This window comes from Acidovorax sp. Leaf73 (assembly GCF_916855635.1).
Lineage (GTDB): Bacteria > Pseudomonadota > Gammaproteobacteria > Burkholderiales > Burkholderiaceae_C > Acidovorax > Acidovorax facilis.
Window position 1 is genome coordinate 39,184 of the sequence record NZ_CAKASI010000007.1, and the last position, 21,087, is coordinate 60,270.

A 21,087-nucleotide genomic window follows, 5' to 3' on the forward strand; every position below is an offset into this window, starting at 1 on the left:
CCGAAAGGGTCCCAAGTGACCACAGCCCTTCGTTTTTTGATCGTTGACGACTTCTCCACCATGCGGCGCATCGTGCGCAATCTGCTCAAGGAAAGCGGCTTTGCCGATGCCGACGAGGCCGAAGATGGCGTGGCCGCCCTGAACAAGCTGCGCAACAGCAAGTTCGACTTCGTGGTGACGGACATCAACATGCCCAACATGAACGGCTTTCAGCTGCTGGCTGAAATCAAGAAGGACGACAAGCTCAAGCACTTGCCCGTCCTCATGGTCACAGCCGAAGCCCGCAAGGAAGACATCGTGGCAGCCGCCCAGGGTGGCGCAGCGGGTTACATCGTCAAACCCTTCACCAAGGCCACGCTGGAAGAAAAAGTGACCTTGATCCTGAAAAAGATGGGGCTATGACACCATGGACGACACACCGGACAACAGCCAGCCGCCTGCCGATGTACACCACAAGATTGGCCAGCTGACGCGCCAGCTGCACGATTCGCTCAACGAACTGGGCTATGCCGACAAGCTGCGCGGCTCCATGGGCGAACTGCCCGACGCGCAAAGCCGCCTGTCCTACATCGCGCGGTTGACGGGTGAAGCGGCCGAGAAGGTGCTCAACCGCGTCGAACAGGCCAAAGCCCAGCATGACTACATCGCGGCCGAGACGCGCCGGGTCGTCAACTCGCTGGTGGCCGACCCGGTGGCGGCCGTGGCCAAGGGCGAGATCTTCAACTTCCTGACCGATGTGGAGCGCGTGACCAAGGAAGCCGACACGCACCTCACCGAAATCATGATGGCGCAGGACTTTCACGACCTCACGGGGCAGGTGATTGCCCGCGTGGTGAACCTGGCGGCCACCATTGAAGACCAGCTGGTCCAGCTGTTGATTCAAACAGCCCCACCCAACGCGCAGGTGCCCGCCGAACCGCCCCGCACTCAGCACCTGCAGGGCCCCGTGGTGGACCCCGAGCACACCCCCGACGTGGTCACCGACCAGTCCCAGGTGGACGACCTGCTGGCCAGCCTCGGGTTCTGAGCCCATCCGGGGCTTTTTGCGGTCAAAAAGGCTGCTAGCGCTTATCCACAAGGCGCTAGCAGCTATCTTTTTTAGCATTCCATCCCGGCCTCACCCACCCTTTTTCGGGTGAGGCCACGCAGGCAAGGCCCCTTCGGCCCGCATGGAAAAGAGGGGGCTGCAACCCCCTTATCCAGCTTTAGATTTCCGGGCTGCTCACGACAATGGCATGACACCAGCCGTCATGCCACCATGGAATCCAGCCAAGAAAAAAGCCTACCCGCGTCAGAGCGCAAGCTGCAGAAAACGCGCGAAGACGGCCAGGGAGCACGCTCGCGCGATCTCTCCCACCTGGCGATTCTGGGTGCCGGGGCCGCCTGCCTGCTGGTGCTGGCGCCCCAGCTGATGGACCACATGCAGCGGGCCATGAGCCAGCAACTGGCGTTTGACGCCGCCACCGTCATGGCGCCAGGCACCATGCTCAAGCGCCTGCAGGACATGGTGGTGGTGGGCCTGGTGGCCAGTGCAGTGTTTGCCATCCTCACCAGCGCCGCCGCCCTGATCAGCGCCATTGGCGCTGGCGGCTGGATCCTGAGCCTCAAGCCCATCACGCCGCAGTTCAACCGGCTCAACCCGATCTCGGGCCTGGCCAACCTGTTCTCCAAGCAGCAGATGGCCAACGTGGCCAAGATGGTGCTGATGACAGCGATCCTGAGCTATGTGGCCTGGAAGTTCATGGGCAACAGCATCGACACCGTGGCCATGCTGGTGCTGCAGCCCTCCCCCATGGCCATTCGCCAGCTGGCTGACTGGCTGACTTCGGGCATGAGCCTGCTGCTGCTGGTCGTGTTCCTGGCCGCGCTGGTGGACGTGCCGCTGCAGGCCTACTTCTTCAAGTCGCGCCTGAAGATGTCGCACGAGGAAGTCAAGCAAGAGCACAAGGAATCCGACGGCAACCCCCACACCAAGGGCCGCATCCGCCAGAAGCAGCGCGAGATTGCCGACCGCGCCAGCGTGGGCGCAGTTCCCAAGGCCGATTTCGTGGTGATGAACCCCACCCACTATGCGGTGGCACTCAAGTACGACGAAAAGACCATGAGTGCCCCCCAAGTGATATCGCGCGGCACCGACCTCATCGCGCTCAAGATCCGCGACGTGGCCAAGGCGCACGACGTGCCCGTGCTGCAGTCGCCCATGCTGGCCCGGGCGTTGTATGCGCATGCCGAACTGGACCAGGCCATTCCCGCCACGCTCTACACCGCCGTGGCCCAGGTGCTGGCCTATGTCTACCGCCTCAAGGCCGCCCTGCGTGGCGAAGGCCGCATGCCCGACAGCCTGGTGGAGCCCTTCGTTCCGCCTGAACTTGATCCGCTGAACCGCACTCCCGTGCAAGGCGCCGCCGTATGAACACCTCCGTAACGTCTCTTCGACAATGGGCGGGCACCAATGCAGGCGCCCTGCAGGGCCTGTCGGCACCACTGCTGGTGGTGGCGATCCTGGCGCTCATGGTGTTGCCCATCCCGCCCTGGCTGCTCGACGCGTTTTTCACGCTCAACATCGCCGTGGCCCTGATGGTGATGATGGTGGCGGCCTACATGCTGCGGCCGCTCGATTTCGCAGCCTTCCCCTCGGTGCTGCTGCTGACCACCCTGATGCGCCTGTCGCTGAACGTGGCCTCCACGCGCGTGGTGCTGCTCGAAGGCCACACCGGCCCCGGCGCGGCGGGTGCGGTGATCGAGGCCTTTGGTCACTTTCTGATCGGCGGCAACTTTGCCGTGGGGCTGATCGTGTTCGCCATCCTGGTGGTGATCAACTTTGTGGTGATCACCAAGGGCGCCGAGCGCATTGCAGAAGTGTCGGCACGCTTTACCCTGGACGCCATGCCCGGCAAGCAGATGGCCGTGGACGCCGACCTGAACGCGGGCCTGATCGACGAAAAGGAAGCCAAGCGCCGCCGCGCCGAAGTGGCGGAAGAAGCCAACTTCTTTGGCTCCATGGACGGTGCCTCCAAGTTCGTGCGCGGCGATGCGGTCGCTGGCATCCTGATTTTGCTCATCAACATCATCGGTGGCTTTGCCATCGGGGTTTTGCAGCACGACCTCTCGGCCAAGCAGGCGGCTGATAGCTACATCCTGCTGGCCATTGGTGATGCGCTGGTGGCACAGATTCCCGGGCTGCTGATCTCGGTGGCTGCGGCCATGGTGATCTCGCGCGTGGGCAAGGACCACGACATGGGCCGCCAGATCGTGCAGCAGCTCTTCATGTCGCCCCGCGTGCTGGGCGTGACCGCCGGCATCCTGCTGCTGCTGGGCGTGATCCCCGGCATGCCCCACATGGTGTTCCTGACCATGGGCGGCCTCTTGGGCTACGCCGCCTGGGTGCTGTACGAACGCCAGAAGGTGCCGCCCGAAGTCGAAGCACCGCCCGCCCCGGTCAGCGATGGCGAAGCCACCTGGGACGACCTGCAACCCATAGACCTGCTGGGCCTGGAGCTGGGCTACCGCCTGATCAGCCTGGTGGACAAGAGCCGCCAGGGCGACCTGCTCACCCGCATCAAGGGCGTGCGCCGCAAGTTTGCGCAAGAAGTGGGCTTCTTGCCGCCCGCCGTGCATGTGCGCGACAACCTCGAACTCAAGCCCAGCGGCTACCGCATCACGCTGCGTGGCGTGGTGGTGGGCGAAGGCGAGGCCTTCCCCGGCATGTTCCTGGCCATCAACCCCGGCGGTATCACCACGCCCCTGATCGGCACGCCCACCACCGACCCCGCTTTTGGCCTGCCAGCCCACTGGATCGACGAACGGCAGAAGGAAGCCGCACAAATGGCGGGTTTTACCGTCGTTGATTCCGAAACCGTGATGGCCACCCATTTGTCACACTTGATGCAAGTGCAAGCCGCCAAGCTTCTGAGTCGCACAGAAACCCAGCAACTGGTGGAGCACGTGGCCAAGCTGGCCCCCAAGCTCATCGAAGAAGTGGTCCCCAAAATGGTCTCCATCGCAACGTTCCAGAAGGTCCTCCAGCTGCTGCTGGAAGAGTCTGTGCACATCCGCGATATCCGGACCATCATCGAAACGCTGGCCGAGCACGCTGGTGGCATCACAGACCCGGTCGAGCTGGCCCGCCGCGTGCGCATTGCGCTGTCGCCCGCCATCGTCCAGCAGATCTACGGCCCCACCCGCGAACTCAACGTGATTGCGATCGAGCCTGGCCTGGAACGCCTGCTGGTGCAAGCCCTGGGCAACGCAGCAGGACCGGCTCTGGACCCCGGCGTGGCCGACATCCTCACGCAAAAGGCCGCCGAGGTGGCCCTCAAGCAGGAAGAGATGGGCCTGCCCGCCTGCCTGCTGGTTCCCGACCAGATCCGCAACGCCATCTCCCGCCTGGTGCGCCGTGTGGCGCCCCGGCTGCAGGTGCTTGCGCACAGTGAAATCCCAGAGACCCACACCATCCGCATTGGGCCGATCCTTAGAGGTGCATCAGCATGAACATCAAACGCTTTACCGCCCCCACCTCCCGCGAGGCATTGGCCAAGGCGCGCATGGCCTTTGGAGAGGGCACCCTCATCCTGTCCAACCGCCCCACGGCCAACGGCGTCGAGGTTGTGGCCACGGCCGAAGACACGCTGTCGGCCCTGGATGGAAGTGCAGGCGCGTCCAGCAACCCGCCCTTGCTGGCCCCCACACCGGCGCGCAGCGCCCCCCAGCGCGCCAGCCAGACCGCCGCAGCCAGCACCCTGGGCCGCAACGCAGTCGAGGAAGACACCGAGCAGTTGGCGATGAGCACGCTGTCGTTCCAGGACTACGTGCGCGAGCGCATGCTGCGCCGCCGCCACGAGGCGCTCAACGGCCCGGCCGAACCACAAACCTTGTCGGAGCGCAGCCGCGACCAGGAGCCCGAGCGCGAACGCATGCCAGCACCCGCCGTGGTGCGCCACAACCCGCTGCGCAGCATCCCCATGGACATTCCACAGGAGCCTCCACGCCGCCGGCAGGAAGCCGCCAGCGCCCACCTGGCCCAGTCGAACAACAACCAGCAAAGCGTGATGAATGAACTCCATGCCATGAGGGAGTTGATCGAAGACCGCTTTAACACCATGGCCTGGCTGGGCCAGGCGCGCCAGAACCCGATCCAGTCCAACCTCATGCTCAAGATGATCCGTGCAGGCTACTCTCCATCTTTGGCCCGCGCCGTGCTCGAACGCATGCCGGAAGACCTGTCGGCCGCCGAGTCGGTGCGCTGGCTGATGGATGTGCTGGAGCGCAACCTCAAGACCGACCTGGCCGAGCCTCCGCTGTATGAGCAAGGCGGCATCTTCGCGATGGTGGGCTCCACCGGCGTGGGCAAGACCACGACCACGGCCAAGCTGGCCGCGCTGTGTGCGCGCATCCATGGCCCGGGCAGCGTGGGCCTGATCACTCTGGACACCTACCGCGTGGGCGCGCACGAGCAGCTGCGCAGCTACGGCCGCATGCTGGGCATCGTGGCCCATCTGGCGCACGACCGCGCCGCGCTGCAGGACCTGCTGGGCCTGCTCAGCGGCAAGAAAATGGTGCTGATCGACACCACCGGCGTGGCCCCCCGCGACCCGCGCAAGCGCGACATGCTGGACGTGCTGGATCTGCCCCACGTCAACCGCCTGCTGGTGCTCAACGCGGGCTGCCATGGCGACACGCTCGATGACGTGCTCACTGCATTCAAGACCGAAGGTTCCCAGCAAGCCATCTTGTCCAAGGTGGACGAGGCCGTGAAGCTTGGCCCCGCCATCGACGCACTGATCCGCCACCAGATGGTGCTGCGCGGCGTGACCAACGGCCAGCGTGTGCCGGAAGACTGGGAACGTGCCGATGCGCACAAGCTCATCAGCACCTCCATGCGCGCGCCTGCCAAGTCGGCCTTCGACCCCAAGGCGACCGACCTGAATTTCTTCTTCTCGCATTCGCCCGACACCATGAACGAACGGGGGCTGGTCGATGCTTGATATCGCCTTTCATCAGGCAGCCGGCCTGCACAGCTTCACTCCGCAGTCAGAGCTGCGCGTGGTGGCTGTTGCCAGCCAGGACAACGCGGGCACCGGGCTGGAGACGCTCTGGCAGATCTGCGCCAGCCTGCAGCGCCTGGGCTACCCGGTCGTGGTGCTCGACGGCACAGCGCAGGAGACGGATGAGTACCCGGGTTTGCTGCACCTGCTGCAACAAGCGCCGTGGAACGAGGGCGTCAGCCTCAACATGGGGGCCATGGCCTCATCGCTGGCAGTGATTCCCGCAGCCAAAGGCCTGCAGCGCATCAGCCGCGAGGCCAGCCGCAACGAGACCGCACCCCTGCCCTGTCTGCTGCCCTATTTCCGAACCTACGGGCTGATCGTGCTGCACGCGCCTGCGGCCACGCTGGGGCCGCTGCTGACGCACACCGCCACCGTACCGCTGGTGGTGATGGGCGACGGCTCGGCTGGTGTGCTGACCAGTTACAAGAGCCTCAAACAGATCGCGGTGCACACAGGACTGCCCTGTATGGTGGCGGCTTTGCTGCGCGGCACCACGCCCGCAGAACGGCGCAAGACCCAGCATGCGCTGATGACCTTGCAGGACTGCGCGGAACGCCACCTGGGCGGCCCGGTCCGCACGACCACCATCGCCACACAGAACCCTCAGGACCTCCAGCGCCTGGCCTTGCAACTGCTGGAAAATGCGGGCACTATCAGTGAGTCGCTGACAGCGCTGCCACCCAGCAACTTGGCAGCCATGCCTGCGCATTTTGTCCGGAGCCATTGATCTAATTTGTCCGGAGCCGTTGACTAGAGCGTGTTATGCACTTTTACGTACCCACGTTGACCCCAGAGGCCGGTGATCGCAAGGCGCAGTGCGCAGCCAAGGCCGGGGCCTTGGCAAGTGCTGCAACGCGGCGAGTGCCTGCCTCTGGGGTCAACCCGGAGGGAAAGCCGGGGCAAGGCCCGGCCACGTCGTTGCAGGCCGCTGGCAGTATTGATACTGCGGCGCGTCCTGCGTCTCGTTGTCGGGCCTTGCCCCGGCTTTCGTGGGCACGTAAAAGTGCATAACACGCTCTCTATGTACACCGCCAAAGGCCAGCTCGATCGTGATGCGATGATCCGCCAGCACGTCCCGCTGGTGCGAAGAATCGCGCACCACATGATCGCCAAGCTGCCTCCCAACGTGGAGCTGGACGACCTGATCCAGGTTGGCATGATGGGCTTGGCGGAAGCCCTGTCGCGCTACGAAGTGGCCCAGGGTGTGCAGTTCGAGACCTTTGCCACCCAGCGCATCCGGGGCGCCATGCTGGACGAACTGCGCGAGGGCGACTGGATGAGCCGCAGCTCCCGCAAGAGCCAGAAAGACATCGAACACGCCGTGCACCGGCTGGAGCAGAAGCTGGGCCGCAGCCCGCTGGAGTCTGAAATTGCCAGCGAGATGGGCATGAGCTTGGTCGAATACCAAAGCCTGCTCGGCAAGGTTCGGGGTACACAACTGGTGTATCTGGAGGACATGACGCATGGCAACGAGGACGATGACGGCTTTCTGGACCGCCATGTGGCAGACGCCGACGCAGACCCTCTGGAATTGCTGCGCGACCAACGGCTCAAGATGTCGCTGGTGAATGCCATCAAGACCCTGCCCGAACGCGAGCAGCACATCATGGGCATGTACTACGAGCACGACATGAATCTCAAGGAGATCGCGGCCGTGCTGGGGGTGACCGAATCTCGGGTGTGCCAGCTGCACAGCCAGTCCATCGCACGCCTGCGGGCCAAGATGCGGGCGCATTGACTACCCCCTGAGTCGCCTTCGGCGCCTTCCCCCTGAAGGGGGACGCCACCAGTGGCCTGGCGGAGCCAGTTCCACGGTGGCACTGGTCGGGGGCTGCGACCGTTTCAGGGGTAACCGCGCCGAGCAGACATCGAAGTTCAATCCTCCGGCCTTCACTGGTAACGGTCAAAACAATAGCTGCTTGCACTTGTAATCCGTGGCTTTGAGAGGTTTTTCCTCTCAAAGCCAACAGGGACACGCGCCAGCAGCTATCTTTTTTGGCTCAACCAGCCGATTTGTAGATACGGGCCACGCCGGGCTTGCCGGCCTGTGCGCCCCGACCGTCGCCGTAGGTGGAGGGTGTGCCCGCCTGCGGCACCAAGCCTGCCACCTGGCGATCGGCATTCACGGCCAGGCGCGCCAGGCTTTCGCGGTGCACGGCAAGCATATCGTCAATGGCCCGGGCTCGCTTTTGCAGCTGTGCCGGCACGGGCAGACCCCTGGCTGCAGTCTGCTCCAGAACGCGCGCGAACTGGGCCGCTGCATCCCGCAGGGCCACACTGTTCTTTTCCAGGGATTGGGGGTCTGCCGCGAGAAGGGCGGCGGAGACTTTTTCGATCAGCTGTTCAACAGCCGAGAGGGATTCTTCCAGGGACATGGCGCATTGTGAGGTGGATAGCGCCTGCCTGCCAAGTCTGTCAATAAAGGGGCGTGCGGGACGCTGAGGAATCAACCGCGCGAGCGGGCCAGGATTTCCTGGGCGTTGGAGAGCATCTTGTCGGCAATGGCTTCGGCGTCCACCGAGAAAGTGCCTTTTTCGATGGCCGCCCGCACCGCCTTGACCTTGCTCGCATCAAAATCACCTGTGGAACGGGATGTCTGGTCCAGCGCACGGGCAGCGGTGGAGACGGTGACGGGCACACCGGCGGTTGACACAGCCGCAGCGTCTTTGGCGGCTCCTTCAGCAGCGCTGGCAGGACTTTTGGCTTGCTTGGCAAGCCCCGTCTGCGCCAAGGCGCCCGGGAGTTCCGGTTTTTGACCAATCTTCATCGCTCTCTCCACCACCCCGTTTGATGTGGGGCACAGTAGCAATGTTTTCGACCCATTTGGCCCGGACTTTAGCCATTTATCACCGCCCCGTCATCAAAGAGCGACGACCACTGTCCCAACCTCATTCACAGTTCCACTTACTATCCTGCCATTATCCATGCGGATGCGAACAATCTGCCCCGCAGCGCCTGCCGACATGGCCTGCCCTGCGGAGGTGACTGCATAGCCGGGGCCCTGGGCAATCACCTTGACCTGGGCGCCTGCGCGAAAGAGCTGGGGGGGCCGCACCATGGTCTGGCGCAATGCCTGGCCGGCCACCAGCTGGCGCGCGGCGACCTGCCCGACCCACATTTCCGGGTTGGCCATCACGGCTGCCGACTCTTCGGCCCAGTCCACTTCCGCCTCGGTGGCGTCATTGGCGGTCAGCACCGTCCCCGGAGCCACCGGGCCGGTCAGCACCCAAGCCGGGCCAAATGCCTTGACGGTCACCGGCAGGTAAACGTTCCATGCGGTTTGCCCCTCGACACAGCGCAGCCCCAGGCGGGTGCGGCCCCAAAGCCGGGCGCCCACTGGCAGGTAGGGTTCGACCCGCGCACACGGCGCCAGCCGCAGCCGCGAGTCGAGTGAGCCAACGCTCACTTCCATGCGCAGCGGCAAGCCGGAGGCCTGGTTGCGCGACATCGCGTCATCCAGCCAGCGTTGGGTCAGCGGGCCCAGGTCGGCACTGGGGTCGGCTGCCGCCTGGGCCAGCGCGGCCCCGCTGCTGCCAGCCACTGCAGTCAACCCCAGCACCACCGCCAGAGCGTGCCGAGCCACAGCACGCCGCCCGGCGATCGCCAGAGCGCCAGCGCGAACCAAAGGGGACACGAAGGGGAAAACGAAGATCGATGGCATGGGGCCTCCTGGGCATCGCAGGTCAACAGGTCTGACCGCGCGGGGCGGCAAAGACTCTTTCACGACTGGAACTATAGGCAGGCGAGCCCTGCGCAAAACCCGAAACTGCGCACCCATTTCCGCGTTCTTCGCGCTTTAGAAAAAAGCGGCGGCTTTCACAATCGAACCACGCCGGAAACCCCCAACCGGCTCCTATTGCAACCCAGGGTGTGAGGCAACCATGCTTGACAAGATGACCAACCGGCTGGACTTTCTCGGCAACGCGCTCGTGCTGCGTGCCGAGCGCCAGCGCGCCATCGCCAGCAACATCGCCAACGCTGACACCCCGGGCTACGTGGCACGCGATTTCAGCTTTGGCGATGCGATGCGCGAAGCCACGGGCTTGGGCTCGGGCGTGACCCGCCTGGCCACGGGTGGCTCGGTGGGCACCACGGGCAACCTGGGGGCCAAGGGCGCCACAGACCCCCGCCACATTCCGCTGCCAGCGGCCAGCACGGGCACCGGCGCACCCGGCACGCTGGGTTATTCCGTGCAGACCCAGCCCAGCCTGGACAACAACACGGTGGACCTGGACCGCGAGCGCGCCAACTTTGTCGACAACGCCGTGCGCTACGAAGCCACGCTGCGTTTCATCAACGGCAACGCCAAAACCATGCTCAGCGCGATCCAGGGCCAATAAGCCATCCGCAGTGCAGCGCAGAAAGCGAGTCTCCCCATGTCCATGTTCTCCATCTTCAGCGTCTCGGGCAGCGCCGTCAGCGCGCAGTCGCAGCGGCTCAACGTGGTGGCCAGCAACCTGGCCAACGTCGATGCCGTGGCAGGCCCCGACGGCCAGGCCTACAAGGCGCGCCAAGTGGTGTTCCAGACCGCCCCCATGGGCGCGGACAGCTCGGCCGGTGTGCGCGTGAGCTCCATCAACGAAAGCAACGTTCCCGGCCGCCGCGTGCACGACCCCAGCCACCCGTCGGCAGACGCGGAAGGCTATGTGACGCACTCCAACGTCAACGCCGTGGAGGAAATGGTCAACATGATCTCCGCCTCCCGCTCTTACCAGAACAACGTCGAGGTCATGAACACGGCCAAGTCGCTGCTCCTCAAGACCCTGCAGATGGGCCAGTAACTCTAGGACGCCACCATGATCCTCAACTCCGCCACCAGCGCGCCCACGGTCACCGATGCGACCGGCACCAAGGCCAACGCCGCCACCGACCCTGCAGCCGCGCAGGACCGCTTCCTGAAACTGCTGGTTGCTCAGCTGAACAACCAGGACCCGATGAACCCGCTGGACAACGCCCAGATGACCTCGCAGATTGCGCAGATCAACACGGTGACCGGCATCCAGCAGCTCAACCAGACGATGGAGAGCATGTCGGCGCAGTTCAACTCGCTGCAGGTGATGCAGGGCACGGCCCTGATTGGCCGCAACGTGATGACCGAAGGCTCGACGCTGGCTGTGGCCGACAAGGCCGGCAAAGGTGGCTTTGAGCTGGCCTCGGCCGCCACCAAGGTGAAGGTCGAGGTGATGACCGCTGGCGGCCAGGTGATCGAGACCATGGACCTGGGTGCCAAGGCTGCAGGGCGCCACACCTTCGAGTGGGATGCCAGCAAGTACACCGGCTCCACCGAGGGACTGCAGTTCCGCGTCAGTGCCGTCAATGGGTCGACCAAGATCGACAGCACATCGCTGGCCCTGTCCAAGGTCACGGCCGCAGGTGCCGAGGACGGCCAGCTGGTGCTGACCCTGGCCAACGGAAAAACCATCAACTACAGCCAGATCAAGGCCCTGGTCTAACCCGGCCGATTCAGTGATAGCCCCCATCAGGAGAACACCATGAGTTTTCAGCAAGGCCTCTCTGGCTTGAACGCCGCCAGCAAGAACCTCGACGTCATCGGGCACAACATCGCCAACTCCAACACCGTCGGGTTCAAGGCCTCGCGGGCCGAGTTTGCCGAAATGGTGGCGTCCGCCATCGGCTCGTCCGGCGGCACCAATGCGGGCATCGGCGTCGAAGTGGGCGCGGTCTCCCAGCAGTTCACACAGGGCAATCTCACGATCACGGGCAACAGCCTGGATGTCGCCATCAACGGCAACGGCTTTTTCACGCTCACGCTGCCCGATGGCACACCCGCCTACACCCGCTCCGGCAACTTCAAGCTGGACAAGGAGGGCAACATGATCACCAACGACAACGCCAACGTGATGGGTTACCCCGTGGACCCGGTCACCGGCCTGCGTTCGGGCACCGACCCCATCCCGATGGTGTTCCCCACCTCCGAGCCCATCCCTGCCAAGCAGACCACCACGATCACGGCAGCATTCAACCTGCCGGCCACGGCCACCGATGCGGCCGGCGACCCTGCCGCCACGCCGCCCATCCCGGCCACACCGCGCGCCACCTACGGCACGTCGATCAACGTGTTCGACAGCCAGGGCGTGGCCAAGCCAGTGAGCCTGTACTTCCAGAAGACCGCCACCGACAACACCTGGGACGTGTACGACCAGCTGGACGACCCCACGGCAGTGCCTCCCGTGGTGGCAACTCCTATAGGCCAGATCACGTTTGACAACAATGGCGCCATCACGGCCCCCGTGGCCACGCCCCCCGCCACGGGCTTCGCGCTCACGCTGAACGTGAACCCGACCCCGCCCAACCCCAACAACCTGCCCGCGTTTGATGTGGCGGTGAGCCTGGACAAAGTCTCACAGAGCGGCAACAAGTTCTCGGTCTCCAACCTGAGCCAGGACGGCTACACCACGGGCGAGCTCACGGGCATCAACATCGAGAACAACGGGATGATCATGACCCGCTACTCGAACGGCGTGACCCGTGCAGAAGGCCAGCTGGCGCTGTCGAGCTTCCGCAATACGCAGGGCCTGGCTTCGGTAGGCGGCAACAACTGGGTCGCCACCTTTGAATCCGGCCAGCCGGTGGCTGGCACTGCCACCGACGGCAACTTCGGGTCGCTGCGCTCGGGCGCGCTGGAAGACTCCAACGTGGACCTGACCGCCGAGCTGGTGAACATGATGACCGCACAGCGCGCCTACCAGGCCAATGCCCAGACCATCAAGACGCAAGACCAGGTGATGTCCACCCTGGTGAACTTGCGTTGATCGGGAACGGTTCGTAAGAACTCTGCACTGAAACAGCCCTGGACAACGGAGAGCCCCCATGGACCGCATCATTTACACCGCGATGACGGGCGCCAACGCGGCCGCCCACCGGCAGGCCGTGTTGTCCAACAACCTCGCCAACGCCTCCACCCAGGGGTTTCGTGCGGAGATGTCCACCTTCCGCTCGGTCCCGATCCAGGGCGATGGCTCCAAAACCCGTGTGTTTGCGCTGGAGGCCACCTCGGGCCACGTGAGCACGCCCGGCCCCGTGCAGCGTACCGGCCGCAACCTCGACGCCATGGCCGTGGGCAATGCCTGGTTTGCCGTGCAGGGACTTGACGGTACCGAGGCCTACACCCGCGCCGGCACCTTTGAGGTGTCTGCCACGGGCCAGCTGCTCACCCCCACCGGACTGCCTGTGCTGTCCGATGGCGGCGCGCCCATTGATGTCCCTCCGGGCGCCGAAGTCACGCTGGGCTCGGATGGAACGGTCACTGCCAAGGCAGCGGGCCAGCCCGCGCAAGCCATTGGCCGCCTCAAGCTGGCCACTCCCACCCCGGAAGACCCGCTCAAGCGCGGCGACGACGGGCTGTTTCGCACCACGTCCGGCGACCCGATTGCCAATGACGCCAACGCCCGCATGCTGGCAGGCGCAGTGGAAGGCTCGAACGTGAATCCGGTCGAAAGCATGGTCGGGATGATTGCCGCATCGCGCCAGTTCGAACAGCAGATGCGCCTGCTGCAGTCCGCCGAAACCAACGACAAGACCGCCAGCCAGTTGCTGAGCATGAACGGCTGAGGTCGCGCCCCGCGCCGCCACGCCAAAAGGAAGCACCATGATCAACTCCCTCTGGATCGCCAAGACCGGCATGTCTGCCCAGCAGACCCAGCTCGACGTCATCTCGCACAACCTGGCCAACGTCTCCACCACCGGCTACAAGCGCAACAACGCGGTGTTCGAGGATCTGATCTACCAGAACCTGCGCCAGGTGGGTGCCAACACCACCGAGCAGAACCAGCTGCCCACCGGCCTGCACCTGGGCCTGGGCGTGCGCACGGTGGCCACCAGCCGCAACTTCGTGCAGGGCAGCCTGCAGGAGTCCAAGAACAACCTGGACGTGGCCATCAACGGCAATGGTTTTCTGGAAGTGACCATGCCCGACGGCACCATCGGCTACACGCGCGACGGCTCGTTCCAGGTCGATTCGCAAGGCCGCCTGGTCAACTCCAGCGGCCTGCCTGTGGCCAACGGCATCACGGTGCCCGCCAACGCCACGAGCGTGACCATCAGCGCCGACGGCGTGGTGTCGGCCACCGTACAGGGCAACACCCAGCCCCAGCCCTTGGGCAACCTGGCGATGTCGGCCTTCATCAACCCGGCCGGCCTCGAGCCCATTGGCCAGAACCTGTTCAAGGAATCGGCCGCCTCGGGCCAGCCCCAGCAGGGCACGCCCGGCACCAACGGGCTGGGTATTCTCAAGCAGGGGTTTCTGGAAGCCTCCAACGTCAACGTGGTGGAAGAGCTGGTCACCATGATCCAGGCACAGCGTGCCTATGAGATGAATTCCAAGGCCATCCAGACTTCGGACCAGATGCTGGCCAAGCTCAGCCAGCTGTGATCCCGATGCCGACACCAGGAGCGTTCGCCATGCTGCCGTTCACACGCCTTTTTGCCCTGCCCACCGCCGTGGGCGCGCTGCTGCTCACGGGCTGCGCCGCCACCTTGTCGCCGCCGCCGCCGGTGGACATCCTGCCGACCACCCCACCACCGCTGGCCGCAGCGCACCGTGCACCACCGCCCGTGACCGGAGGCCTGTTCCACAACGCCAGTTACCGCCCCGCGTTCGAAGACCGCCGCGCACGGCTGGTGGGCGACAACGTCACGATCATGATCGTCGAGAACGTGACGGCCAGCCAGAAATCCTCGTCCACCGTGGACCGTACCTCGGAGGCCTCGGCCGGCATCACCAACCTGCCTTTCGTGAAGAAGTCGCTGGCCGACCGCACCACGCTCGGCGCCGGTTCGGAAAGCACCTTCTCGGGCAAGGGCGGCACCGAAAGCGCCAACACCTTCACCGGCTCGATCACCGCCACCGTGGTGGACGTGCTGCCCAACGGCCACCTGGTCGTGACGGGCGAGAAGCAGATCGGCGTGAACCAGAACGTCGATGTGCTGCGCTTCTCGGGCACCATCGATCCGCGCGCGCTGCAGCCGGGCAGCATTGTCAACTCGACCCAGGTGGCCAATGTGCGGGTGGAATCCCGTGGCCGTGGCGCACAGAACGAAGCCCAGGCCTTGGGCTGGATGAACCGGGTCTTCAACACGATCACGCCGTTCTAGACTCCCCCCTGAGTCGCTGCGCGCCTTCCCCCTGAGGGGGACGCCGCCAGCGCGGCGGGGCGGCCCTTGCGCGGCGGCCCGCGCTTTGGCCGCGCCAGTTTTGACGAGCGATGGGCTCTGCGATATCCCCTGGCCAATAGCAGCCAACCCAAGAAAGCTATCATATTTATAGCTATTAGCGCTTATCCATAAAGCGCTAGCAGGCATTTTTATTCATATTTCACCTTGCAGCCTGCCCCGGACCAACCGCCCGGGCGCACGGTACGCCACCGCCGTTTCCACCCGCTCGGGAACCCATGCAATAGGCCGGTGAACCCGCTTCTTTTTGGGTTTTAGTTCCTGGCGGGGCCGCCCACAATCGGTGTCATGAAAGCCTTGTCCCACTCCCTCTTGTCACGCCCCGTGCGCGCGCTGTGGCTGTTGCTGGCCCTCGTGGCCGCCGGTGTGGCGGTGCCCGCCCATGCGTTGCGCATCAAGGAAGTGGCGGCGGTGCAGGGCGTGCGCAGCAACCAGTTGACGGGCTATGGCCTGGTGGTGGGGCTGGACGGCACGGGCGACCAGACCACGCAGATGCCTTACACCACGCAGGCCATGTCCAACTACCTGCAGCAGATGGGCATCAGCCTGCCGCCTGGCACGGCGAACCAGTTGCAGCTCAAGAACGTGGCGGCGGTGATCGTCACGGCACAGTTACCGGCCTTTGCCCAGCCCGGGCAGATGATCGACATCAACGTGTCCTCCATGGGCAACGCCAAGTCGCTCAAGGGCGGCACGCTCATCGTCACGCCCCTGCGCGGCGCCGACGGCGAGATCTACGCCCTGGCCCAGGGCAATGTGGTGGTGGGAGGCGCGGGCGCCTCGGCGGGCGGCAGCAAGGTGCAGATCAACCATCTGAGTGCAGGCCGGGTTCCGCAAGGCGCACAGGTCGAACGCGCCGTGCCCACCCCCCTCAACGAGGGCGACACCATCAACCTGGGGCTCAATGCCTCGGACTTCCAGACCGCACGCCGCGTGGCGCAGGCCATCAACACCAAACTGGGTAGCGGCCTGGCCACGGCGCTCGACGGGCGCACCGTGCAAGTGCGCGCACCGCTGGACCCCGGCGCCCGCGTGGGCTTCATCGCCGACCTGGAAGAACTGCCCCTGGAGGCATCCACCCCCTCGGCCAAGGTCGTCATCAATGCACGCACAGGCTCGGTGGTGCTGAACCAGGCCGTGACGCTGGGCCCCTGCGCCATTGCACACGGCAACCTGTCGATCACCATCAGCTCCACGCCCGTCATCAGCCAGCCCGCTCCACTCTCGCAAGGGCAGACCGTGGTGGCGCAGCAAAGCGACATCCGCATCAACCAGGAACCGGGCAACATCATCCAGATGCCGGCTTCACCCCAGCTGGCAGACGTGGTCAAGGCGCTCAACACGCTGGGGGCCACGCCGGGCGACCTACTGGCCATCCTGCAGGCCATCAAGGCCGCCGGCGCCCTCAACGCCGAGCTGGAAGTGATCTGACCCCGGGGAGCAACCATGGCCCTCACCCTGCCCTCGTCCAGCACCACCAGCAGCACGTCCAATGCGCTGGCGGTGGACATCCGCTCGCTCAATTCGCTCAAGTATGACGCGGGCACGGCCAACAACGCCCAGACCACGCGCGAGGTCGCCAAGCAGTTCGAGTCGCTGTTCATGCGCGAGCTGATCAAGAGCATGCGCGACGCCACGATGAAATCCGGCCTCATGGAAGGCGAGCAGGCCAACCTGGGCCAGGACATGCTGGACCAGCAGCTCTCGGTCAGCATGTCGGGCCAGCAGGGCGGGCTGTCTGAAGCGATTGCACGCCAGCTCTCGCGCCAGATGGGCGGGGCCGACGCGAATTTCTCCGTGCCCTCCACACTGAGCCTGCCGCAGGCGCTGCCCCGCGCAGCGTCCTCGGCCACCGGCACACCGGCCGAGGCCACTGGACCCGCGCCCAAGGGCCGCGATGGTTTTGTGCAGCACCTCTCGGGCACCGCCGAGCGCGTGGCCCAGGAGAGCGGCATTCCCGCCAGCTTCATGCTGGGCCAGGCTGGCCACGAAACCGGCTGGGGCAAGAGCGAGATCAAACACAAGGACGGCTCCAACTCGTTCAACCTGTTCGGCATCAAGGCCGGCAAGGGCTGGACGGGCAAGGTGGCCGAGATCACCACCACCGAATACATCAACGGCAAGGCCCAGAAGGTGACGGCGAAGTTCCGCGCCTACGACTCGTACGAGGATTCGTTCCGGGACTACGCAAAGCTCATCAAGGACAGCCCGCGCTACGAGAAGGCCGAATCCGTCGCCCAGTCCGGCTCGGCCATGGCCTATGCCTCGGCGCTGCAAAAGGCGGGCTACGCCACCGACCCCGAGTACGCCAAAAAGCTCGGCGGTGCCATCAATAGCGTGCTGCGCACGCTGCGCGCGCAGGCATGACCATGCAAACACCCCCTGAGTCGCTTCGCGCCTTCCCCCTCTCTCGCTTCGCGGGAGGGGGACGCCCCCAGCGCGGCGGGGCGGCCCTTGCGCGGGGGCACTGGCTAGGGCCGCGCCAGTCACACGCGCTGGGGGTGAATGCAGCGCTGGGGATCACTGAAATGCGAGGTAAGCCATGAGCCTGCTCAACGTCGGCGCCCGCGCCCTGTTGGCCAACCAGGTGGCGCTGCAGACGGCGGGCCACAACATTGCCAACGTCAACACGCCCGGCTATTCGCGCCAGACCGTGGTGCTGCAGACCGTGCAGGGCCAGTTCACGGGCGGCGGCTACATCGGCCAGGGCGTGGATGTGCAGACCATCCTGCGCAACCAGAGCGAGCTGCTCACGCGCCAGTCGGCCACGGCGGGTTCGGTGCAGTCGTCCGACATCGTGCGGGCCGAGCGCCTGCGCCAGCTGCAGGAGGTCTTCAGCGGCGGCACGGCGGGCCTGGGTGCAGCCATCAATGACATGATGAATGCGTTCTCGGACGTGGTAAGCGCCCCCACGGACATCACTGCGCGCACCGTGGTGCTCACGCGCATGGACGAAACCGCCTCGCGCATGCGTGCGGCCGCCGACCGCATCAACGAAATCCAGTACACCGTAACCGAACAGCTGCAAAGCAGCATCACCGCCGTCAACAGCCTGGCCGGGCAGATGGCCAGCGTGAACGAGCAGATCGCGCGCGCCAAGGGCAATGGCCAGACTCCGAACGACCTGCTGGACCAGCGCGACCAGATCATCCGCGACATCAACCAGTATGTGCAGACCACGCAGATCCCGGCCGACGATGGCACCGTGGGCCTGTTTGTGGCGGGCAGCCAGCCGCTGGTGCTGGGCACCACGGCCACGAGCCTGTCCATCGATGACGCGACGGCCTTCCCCGGCAGCGGCCAGATCAAGCTGTTCTTCAACCGGCCCGGTGCGCCAGCCGTGGAGATGGACGAGAACGTACTCGGCGGGGGCTCGATGTCGGGCCTGTTGCGCTTTAACAACAACGATCTGGCCGAAGGGCGCAACCTGCTGGGCCGCATGGCCATGGCCATCGGCATGACGATGAACGACCAGCACAACCTGGGCCTGACGCTGGACGGTGCGCTGGGCAAGGACCTGTTCGCGCTGCCCGCCAGCATGCCGGGCCACACCAACGGCGCGGGCGTGGGCACGGTGTCCTTCACCGGCCCCACGGAGTTCGCGGCGTCGGACTACGAAATCCGCTTTACCACCGGCACGGCCGGGCAGGTGGTGCGCTTGTCGGACGGCACGTCCACCCCGTTCACCGACGCGGCCAACCTGGCCACGCTGCAGATCGACGGCCTGAACTTCAACCTGACCACGCCCGGCAACCCCGGCGAGCGCATGTTGTTCAAGCCGTTCAGCACCGCGGCGGCCAACATCCAGTCGCTGGTGTACTCACCGCGTGATCTGGCTGCGGCCAACCCCATCAACGCGGCCATGGGCACCTCCAACGGCGGCACGCTGCAGCTGGCGGGCCTCAAAGCCACGGGCCTGCCCAATCCGCCGGGGCTGGTTCTGCCGCCCAACGCCAACCCGGCGGCGTTGCCCCCCATCCTGGGCGGTATCCAGCTGCAGTTCACGGCCGGCCCGCCCACCACGTACGACGTGCTGGACCGGGGCACTGCGCCCCCCACCACCATTGCCGCTGCGCAGCCCTACACGCCGGGTGCACCCATCTCGATCAACGGTTGGGAGATCAAGCTGCAGGGCAGCCCCAACACGGGCGACACCGTCGTGATCGGCAATGCATCGGACCCGCAGTACGGCGACATCTTCACGCGCAACGCGGGCAACGCGAGTGCACTCATGGGCCTGCGGGACGTGAAGATGTTCGACGAATCCACACTCTCCGACGGCTACGCAGGGGCCATGGCCCAGGTGGGCACCCGCACCCAGAGCGCGCTGTTCGCGGCCGAGCTGTCCACCACCATCGCGGCCAACCTGGAACGGGACCGTACGGCGATTTCGGGCGTGAACCTGGACGAGGAGGCTGCAAGGCTGATCCAATACCAGCAGGCGTACCAGGCATCGTCCAAAATGATCCAGATTGCGCAAAACATCTTTGACTCGCTGCTGCAGGGCCTCGGCCGCTGACGGCGGGACAGGAGTTAGGAGTTCGACATGAGTAACAGCATCTACCGCCTTGGCACGGCCAACATGTATGACAACGCGCTGCGCAACCTGGGCACGCGCCAGACCAACCTGTCGAACCTGCAGGAGAACCTGACCTCGGGCAAACGCGTGGTGCGGGCCAGCGATGACCCCGTGTCGGCCGCGCAGGCCGAACGCGCCATCAACCGGCTGGCGCGCATCCAGACCGAGCAGCGCGCCCTGGAAACGCAGCGCAACGCCATCGCGCAGGCCGAGTCCGCCCTGGGCGACGCAGTGGACCTGGTGCAGAACTTCCGCGAACTGGTGGTGAACGCCGGCAGTGCGGCCCTGACCCCCAACGACCGCAACACCATCGCCAACCAACTGCAAGGCCTTCGCGAGCAGCTGCTGGAAGTAGCCAACCGCAAGGACACCAACGGCGTTCCCCTGCTCAGCGCCCTGGGCAGCGCGCTCGCGCCGTTCCTCGGCCCCCTGAGCACCAGCCCCGACTACAGCTTTGAAGGACTGCCTGGCCAGACAGCCAGCAGTGGCGTGTCGATTCCCAACACCCTGGATGGCGAAGCCGCCTTCATGTTCGACCCGCAGCGCGATGGTGTCTACACCGCGGGCGTCAGCGCCATTCCCTCCAGTCGCTCCCTCAACACCACGGCGGTCACCCCCGTGGACCCGAGCCTGGTAACGGGCGACAACTACACCATCACCTTCAGCGCGGTCGGCCCAGGTGCCACACCCGGCACCACCACCGCCACCTACACGCTCACCAACACCACCACAGGCGCCGTGTCACCGGCCGTGGTGGTGCCCGACTATCCCACCGACAAGCCAGTGACCATCGCCATCACCAGCATCCCGGGCCTGAGCTTCGACATCAAGGGCAACCCCGCCACCGGGGACACCATTACCCTGCAGCCTAGCCCGAGCATGTTCAGCACCTTGGACAACGCGATCCGCGACATCCGCAGCGCCCCCGACAGCAATGCAGCGGCGCAGGCAGTGGGGCAGGCCCTGGGCAACATGGACATTGGCCTGGAACGCCTGCACAACATGCGCGGCTACGCAGGCGAGCTGCTCAACCGAGCGGACCGCATCACGGGCGACCAGGAAAAGCGCTCCATCCAGCTCGAAGGCGACCGCTCGCGGGCCGAGGATCTCGATATGATCCAGGGAATTTCAGACTTCCAGAACCAGCAGGTGGGCTACGAGGCAGCGCTCAAGTCCTATGCGCAGGTTCAGAAGCTGTCCCTGTTCAATTTCATCAGTTAAAGCGGGCCTGCCCACGCTGCACAGCCCCGGGCGGGACAGGCCCCAACG

21 protein-coding genes are annotated in these 21,087 nt (G+C 65.2%); 18 read left to right on the forward strand and 3 right to left on the reverse strand.

Annotated features, from left to right (window positions below; translation table 11 throughout):
- Positions 1–15 precede the first annotated feature (15 nt).
- The 7 genes from cheY (at position 16) to LPA35_RS21970 (ending at position 7,785) form a co-directional block, all read left to right on the forward strand.
- The gene (cheY, locus tag LPA35_RS21940) at positions 16–402 is read left to right on the forward strand and encodes a chemotaxis response regulator CheY (RefSeq protein ID WP_010466076.1); all 387 of its coding nucleotides are present in this window, start codon (positions 16–18) and stop codon (positions 400–402) included.
- 4 nt (positions 403–406) lie between these two features.
- On the forward strand, positions 407–1,027 hold the full coding sequence (locus tag LPA35_RS21945; protein WP_121421289.1) for a protein phosphatase CheZ: 621 nt from the start codon (positions 407–409) through the stop codon (positions 1,025–1,027).
- 231 nt (positions 1,028–1,258) lie between these two features.
- Entirely contained in the window at positions 1,259–2,413 is a 1,155-nt protein-coding gene (locus LPA35_RS21950; RefSeq protein WP_228898963.1) for a flagellar biosynthesis protein FlhB, read from the forward strand.
- Positions 2,410–4,491 carry a flagellar biosynthesis protein FlhA gene (gene flhA / locus LPA35_RS21955; RefSeq protein ID WP_121421290.1) on the forward strand — a complete coding sequence of 694 codons (2,082 nt, stop codon included), beginning with the start codon at positions 2,410–2,412 and terminating at the stop codon, positions 4,489–4,491. Before LPA35_RS21950 ends, flhA begins: the two co-directional genes overlap by 4 nt.
- Positions 4,488–5,984 carry a flagellar biosynthesis protein FlhF gene (gene flhF / locus LPA35_RS21960; protein WP_228898964.1) on the forward strand — a complete coding sequence of 499 codons (1,497 nt, stop codon included), beginning with the start codon at positions 4,488–4,490 and terminating at the stop codon, positions 5,982–5,984. The genes flhA and flhF overlap by 4 nt, the downstream gene beginning before the upstream one ends.
- Positions 5,977–6,774: a hypothetical protein gene (locus LPA35_RS21965; RefSeq protein ID WP_121421292.1), complete on the forward strand. Its 798-nt coding sequence runs from the start codon at positions 5,977–5,979 to the stop codon at positions 6,772–6,774. The genes flhF and LPA35_RS21965 overlap by 8 nt, the downstream gene beginning before the upstream one ends.
- 294 nt (positions 6,775–7,068) lie before the next feature.
- Positions 7,069–7,785 carry an RNA polymerase sigma factor FliA gene (locus tag LPA35_RS21970; protein ID WP_121421293.1) on the forward strand — a complete coding sequence of 239 codons (717 nt, stop codon included), beginning with the start codon at positions 7,069–7,071 and terminating at the stop codon, positions 7,783–7,785.
- 262 nt (positions 7,786–8,047) lie between these two features.
- Here LPA35_RS21970 and LPA35_RS21975 read toward each other — a convergent pair whose 3' ends face one another.
- From LPA35_RS21975 to flgA, 3 genes are all read right to left on the reverse strand, one after another.
- Positions 8,048–8,422: a hypothetical protein gene (locus tag LPA35_RS21975; protein ID WP_121508443.1), complete on the reverse strand. Its 375-nt coding sequence runs from the start codon at positions 8,420–8,422 to the stop codon at positions 8,048–8,050.
- A 71-nt stretch (positions 8,423–8,493) separates the two neighbouring features.
- Complete coding sequence (flgM, locus tag LPA35_RS21980; RefSeq protein ID WP_121508442.1) at positions 8,494–8,814, reverse strand: flagellar biosynthesis anti-sigma factor FlgM; 321 nt, start codon at positions 8,812–8,814, stop codon at positions 8,494–8,496.
- A 93-nt stretch (positions 8,815–8,907) separates the two neighbouring features.
- Positions 8,908–9,708, reverse strand: coding sequence for a flagellar basal body P-ring formation chaperone FlgA (gene flgA / locus LPA35_RS21985; RefSeq protein WP_228898966.1), 801 nt, complete (start codon positions 9,706–9,708; stop codon positions 8,908–8,910).
- A 220-nt stretch (positions 9,709–9,928) separates the two neighbouring features.
- On the opposite strand from flgA, the gene flgB reads away from it, so the two are divergent.
- From flgB to flgL, 11 genes are all read left to right on the forward strand, one after another.
- Positions 9,929–10,387, forward strand: a complete 459-nt coding sequence (gene flgB, locus LPA35_RS21990) for a flagellar basal body rod protein FlgB (protein ID WP_121508441.1) — start codon at positions 9,929–9,931, stop codon at positions 10,385–10,387.
- 36 nt (positions 10,388–10,423) lie between these two features.
- The gene (gene flgC, locus LPA35_RS21995; protein ID WP_121421298.1) at positions 10,424–10,828 is read left to right on the forward strand and encodes a flagellar basal body rod protein FlgC; all 405 of its coding nucleotides are present in this window, start codon (positions 10,424–10,426) and stop codon (positions 10,826–10,828) included.
- Between the two features lie 15 nt (positions 10,829–10,843).
- The gene (locus LPA35_RS22000; RefSeq protein WP_121421299.1) at positions 10,844–11,500 is read left to right on the forward strand and encodes a flagellar hook assembly protein FlgD; all 657 of its coding nucleotides are present in this window, start codon (positions 10,844–10,846) and stop codon (positions 11,498–11,500) included.
- A gap of 39 nt (positions 11,501–11,539) precedes the next feature.
- On the forward strand, positions 11,540–12,820 hold the full coding sequence (flgE, locus tag LPA35_RS22005) for a flagellar hook protein FlgE (protein WP_121421300.1): 1,281 nt from the start codon (positions 11,540–11,542) through the stop codon (positions 12,818–12,820).
- Positions 12,821–12,878: 58 nt separating this feature from the next.
- Positions 12,879–13,619: a flagellar basal-body rod protein FlgF gene (flgF, locus tag LPA35_RS22010; RefSeq protein WP_121421301.1), complete on the forward strand. Its 741-nt coding sequence runs from the start codon at positions 12,879–12,881 to the stop codon at positions 13,617–13,619.
- Positions 13,620–13,656: 37 nt separating this feature from the next.
- Positions 13,657–14,439 (forward strand): flagellar basal-body rod protein FlgG, encoded by a 783-nt coding sequence (gene flgG / locus LPA35_RS22015; RefSeq protein WP_121421302.1) that lies wholly within the window; start codon positions 13,657–13,659, stop codon positions 14,437–14,439.
- 29 nt (positions 14,440–14,468) lie between these two features.
- Positions 14,469–15,161 (forward strand): flagellar basal body L-ring protein FlgH, encoded by a 693-nt coding sequence (locus LPA35_RS22020; protein WP_218301570.1) that lies wholly within the window; start codon positions 14,469–14,471, stop codon positions 15,159–15,161.
- A gap of 357 nt (positions 15,162–15,518) precedes the next feature.
- Entirely contained in the window at positions 15,519–16,670 is a 1,152-nt protein-coding gene (locus LPA35_RS22025; RefSeq protein ID WP_121421304.1) for a flagellar basal body P-ring protein FlgI, read from the forward strand.
- A 15-nt stretch (positions 16,671–16,685) separates the two neighbouring features.
- A complete protein-coding gene (gene flgJ, locus LPA35_RS22030) occupies positions 16,686–17,606 on the forward strand; it encodes a flagellar assembly peptidoglycan hydrolase FlgJ (protein ID WP_176887176.1) in 921 nt (306 codons plus the stop codon).
- A 175-nt stretch (positions 17,607–17,781) separates the two neighbouring features.
- Positions 17,782–19,758, forward strand: a complete 1,977-nt coding sequence (gene flgK, locus LPA35_RS22035; protein WP_055398315.1) for a flagellar hook-associated protein FlgK — start codon at positions 17,782–17,784, stop codon at positions 19,756–19,758.
- 27 nt (positions 19,759–19,785) lie between these two features.
- Positions 19,786–21,039, forward strand: a complete 1,254-nt coding sequence (flgL, locus tag LPA35_RS22040) for a flagellar hook-associated protein FlgL (protein ID WP_228898970.1) — start codon at positions 19,786–19,788, stop codon at positions 21,037–21,039.
- The last annotated feature ends 48 nt before the right edge of the window (positions 21,040–21,087 follow it).

Bases quoted from the DNA above. Each gene is read 5' to 3' on its own strand.
- LPA35_RS21945 (WP_121421289.1), top strand. From the start codon at position 407: ATGGACGACACACCGGACAACAGCCAGCCGCCTGCCGATGTACACCAC.
- LPA35_RS21950 (WP_228898963.1), top strand. From the start codon at position 1,259: ATGGAATCCAGCCAAGAAAAAAGCCTACCCGCGTCAGAGCGCAAGCTG.
- flhA (WP_121421290.1), top strand. From the start codon at position 2,410: ATGAACACCTCCGTAACGTCTCTTCGACAATGGGCGGGCACCAATGCA.
- flhF (WP_228898964.1), top strand. From the start codon at position 4,488: ATGAACATCAAACGCTTTACCGCCCCCACCTCCCGCGAGGCATTGGCC.
- LPA35_RS21965 (WP_121421292.1), top strand. From the start codon at position 5,977: ATGCTTGATATCGCCTTTCATCAGGCAGCCGGCCTGCACAGCTTCACT.
- LPA35_RS21970 (WP_121421293.1), top strand. From the start codon at position 7,069: ATGTACACCGCCAAAGGCCAGCTCGATCGTGATGCGATGATCCGCCAG.
- LPA35_RS21975 (WP_121508443.1), bottom strand. From the start codon at position 8,422: ATGTCCCTGGAAGAATCCCTCTCGGCTGTTGAACAGCTGATCGAAAAA.
- flgM (WP_121508442.1), bottom strand. From the start codon at position 8,814: ATGAAGATTGGTCAAAAACCGGAACTCCCGGGCGCCTTGGCGCAGACG.
- flgA (WP_228898966.1), bottom strand. From the start codon at position 9,708: ATGCCATCGATCTTCGTTTTCCCCTTCGTGTCCCCTTTGGTTCGCGCT.
- flgB (WP_121508441.1), top strand. From the start codon at position 9,929: ATGCTTGACAAGATGACCAACCGGCTGGACTTTCTCGGCAACGCGCTC.
- flgC (WP_121421298.1), top strand. From the start codon at position 10,424: ATGTCCATGTTCTCCATCTTCAGCGTCTCGGGCAGCGCCGTCAGCGCG.
- LPA35_RS22000 (WP_121421299.1), top strand. From the start codon at position 10,844: ATGATCCTCAACTCCGCCACCAGCGCGCCCACGGTCACCGATGCGACC.
- flgE (WP_121421300.1), top strand. From the start codon at position 11,540: ATGAGTTTTCAGCAAGGCCTCTCTGGCTTGAACGCCGCCAGCAAGAAC.
- flgF (WP_121421301.1), top strand. From the start codon at position 12,879: ATGGACCGCATCATTTACACCGCGATGACGGGCGCCAACGCGGCCGCC.
- flgG (WP_121421302.1), top strand. From the start codon at position 13,657: ATGATCAACTCCCTCTGGATCGCCAAGACCGGCATGTCTGCCCAGCAG.
- LPA35_RS22020 (WP_218301570.1), top strand. From the start codon at position 14,469: ATGCTGCCGTTCACACGCCTTTTTGCCCTGCCCACCGCCGTGGGCGCG.
- flgJ (WP_176887176.1), top strand. From the start codon at position 16,686: ATGGCCCTCACCCTGCCCTCGTCCAGCACCACCAGCAGCACGTCCAAT.
- flgK (WP_055398315.1), top strand. From the start codon at position 17,782: ATGAGCCTGCTCAACGTCGGCGCCCGCGCCCTGTTGGCCAACCAGGTG.
- flgL (WP_228898970.1), top strand. From the start codon at position 19,786: ATGAGTAACAGCATCTACCGCCTTGGCACGGCCAACATGTATGACAAC.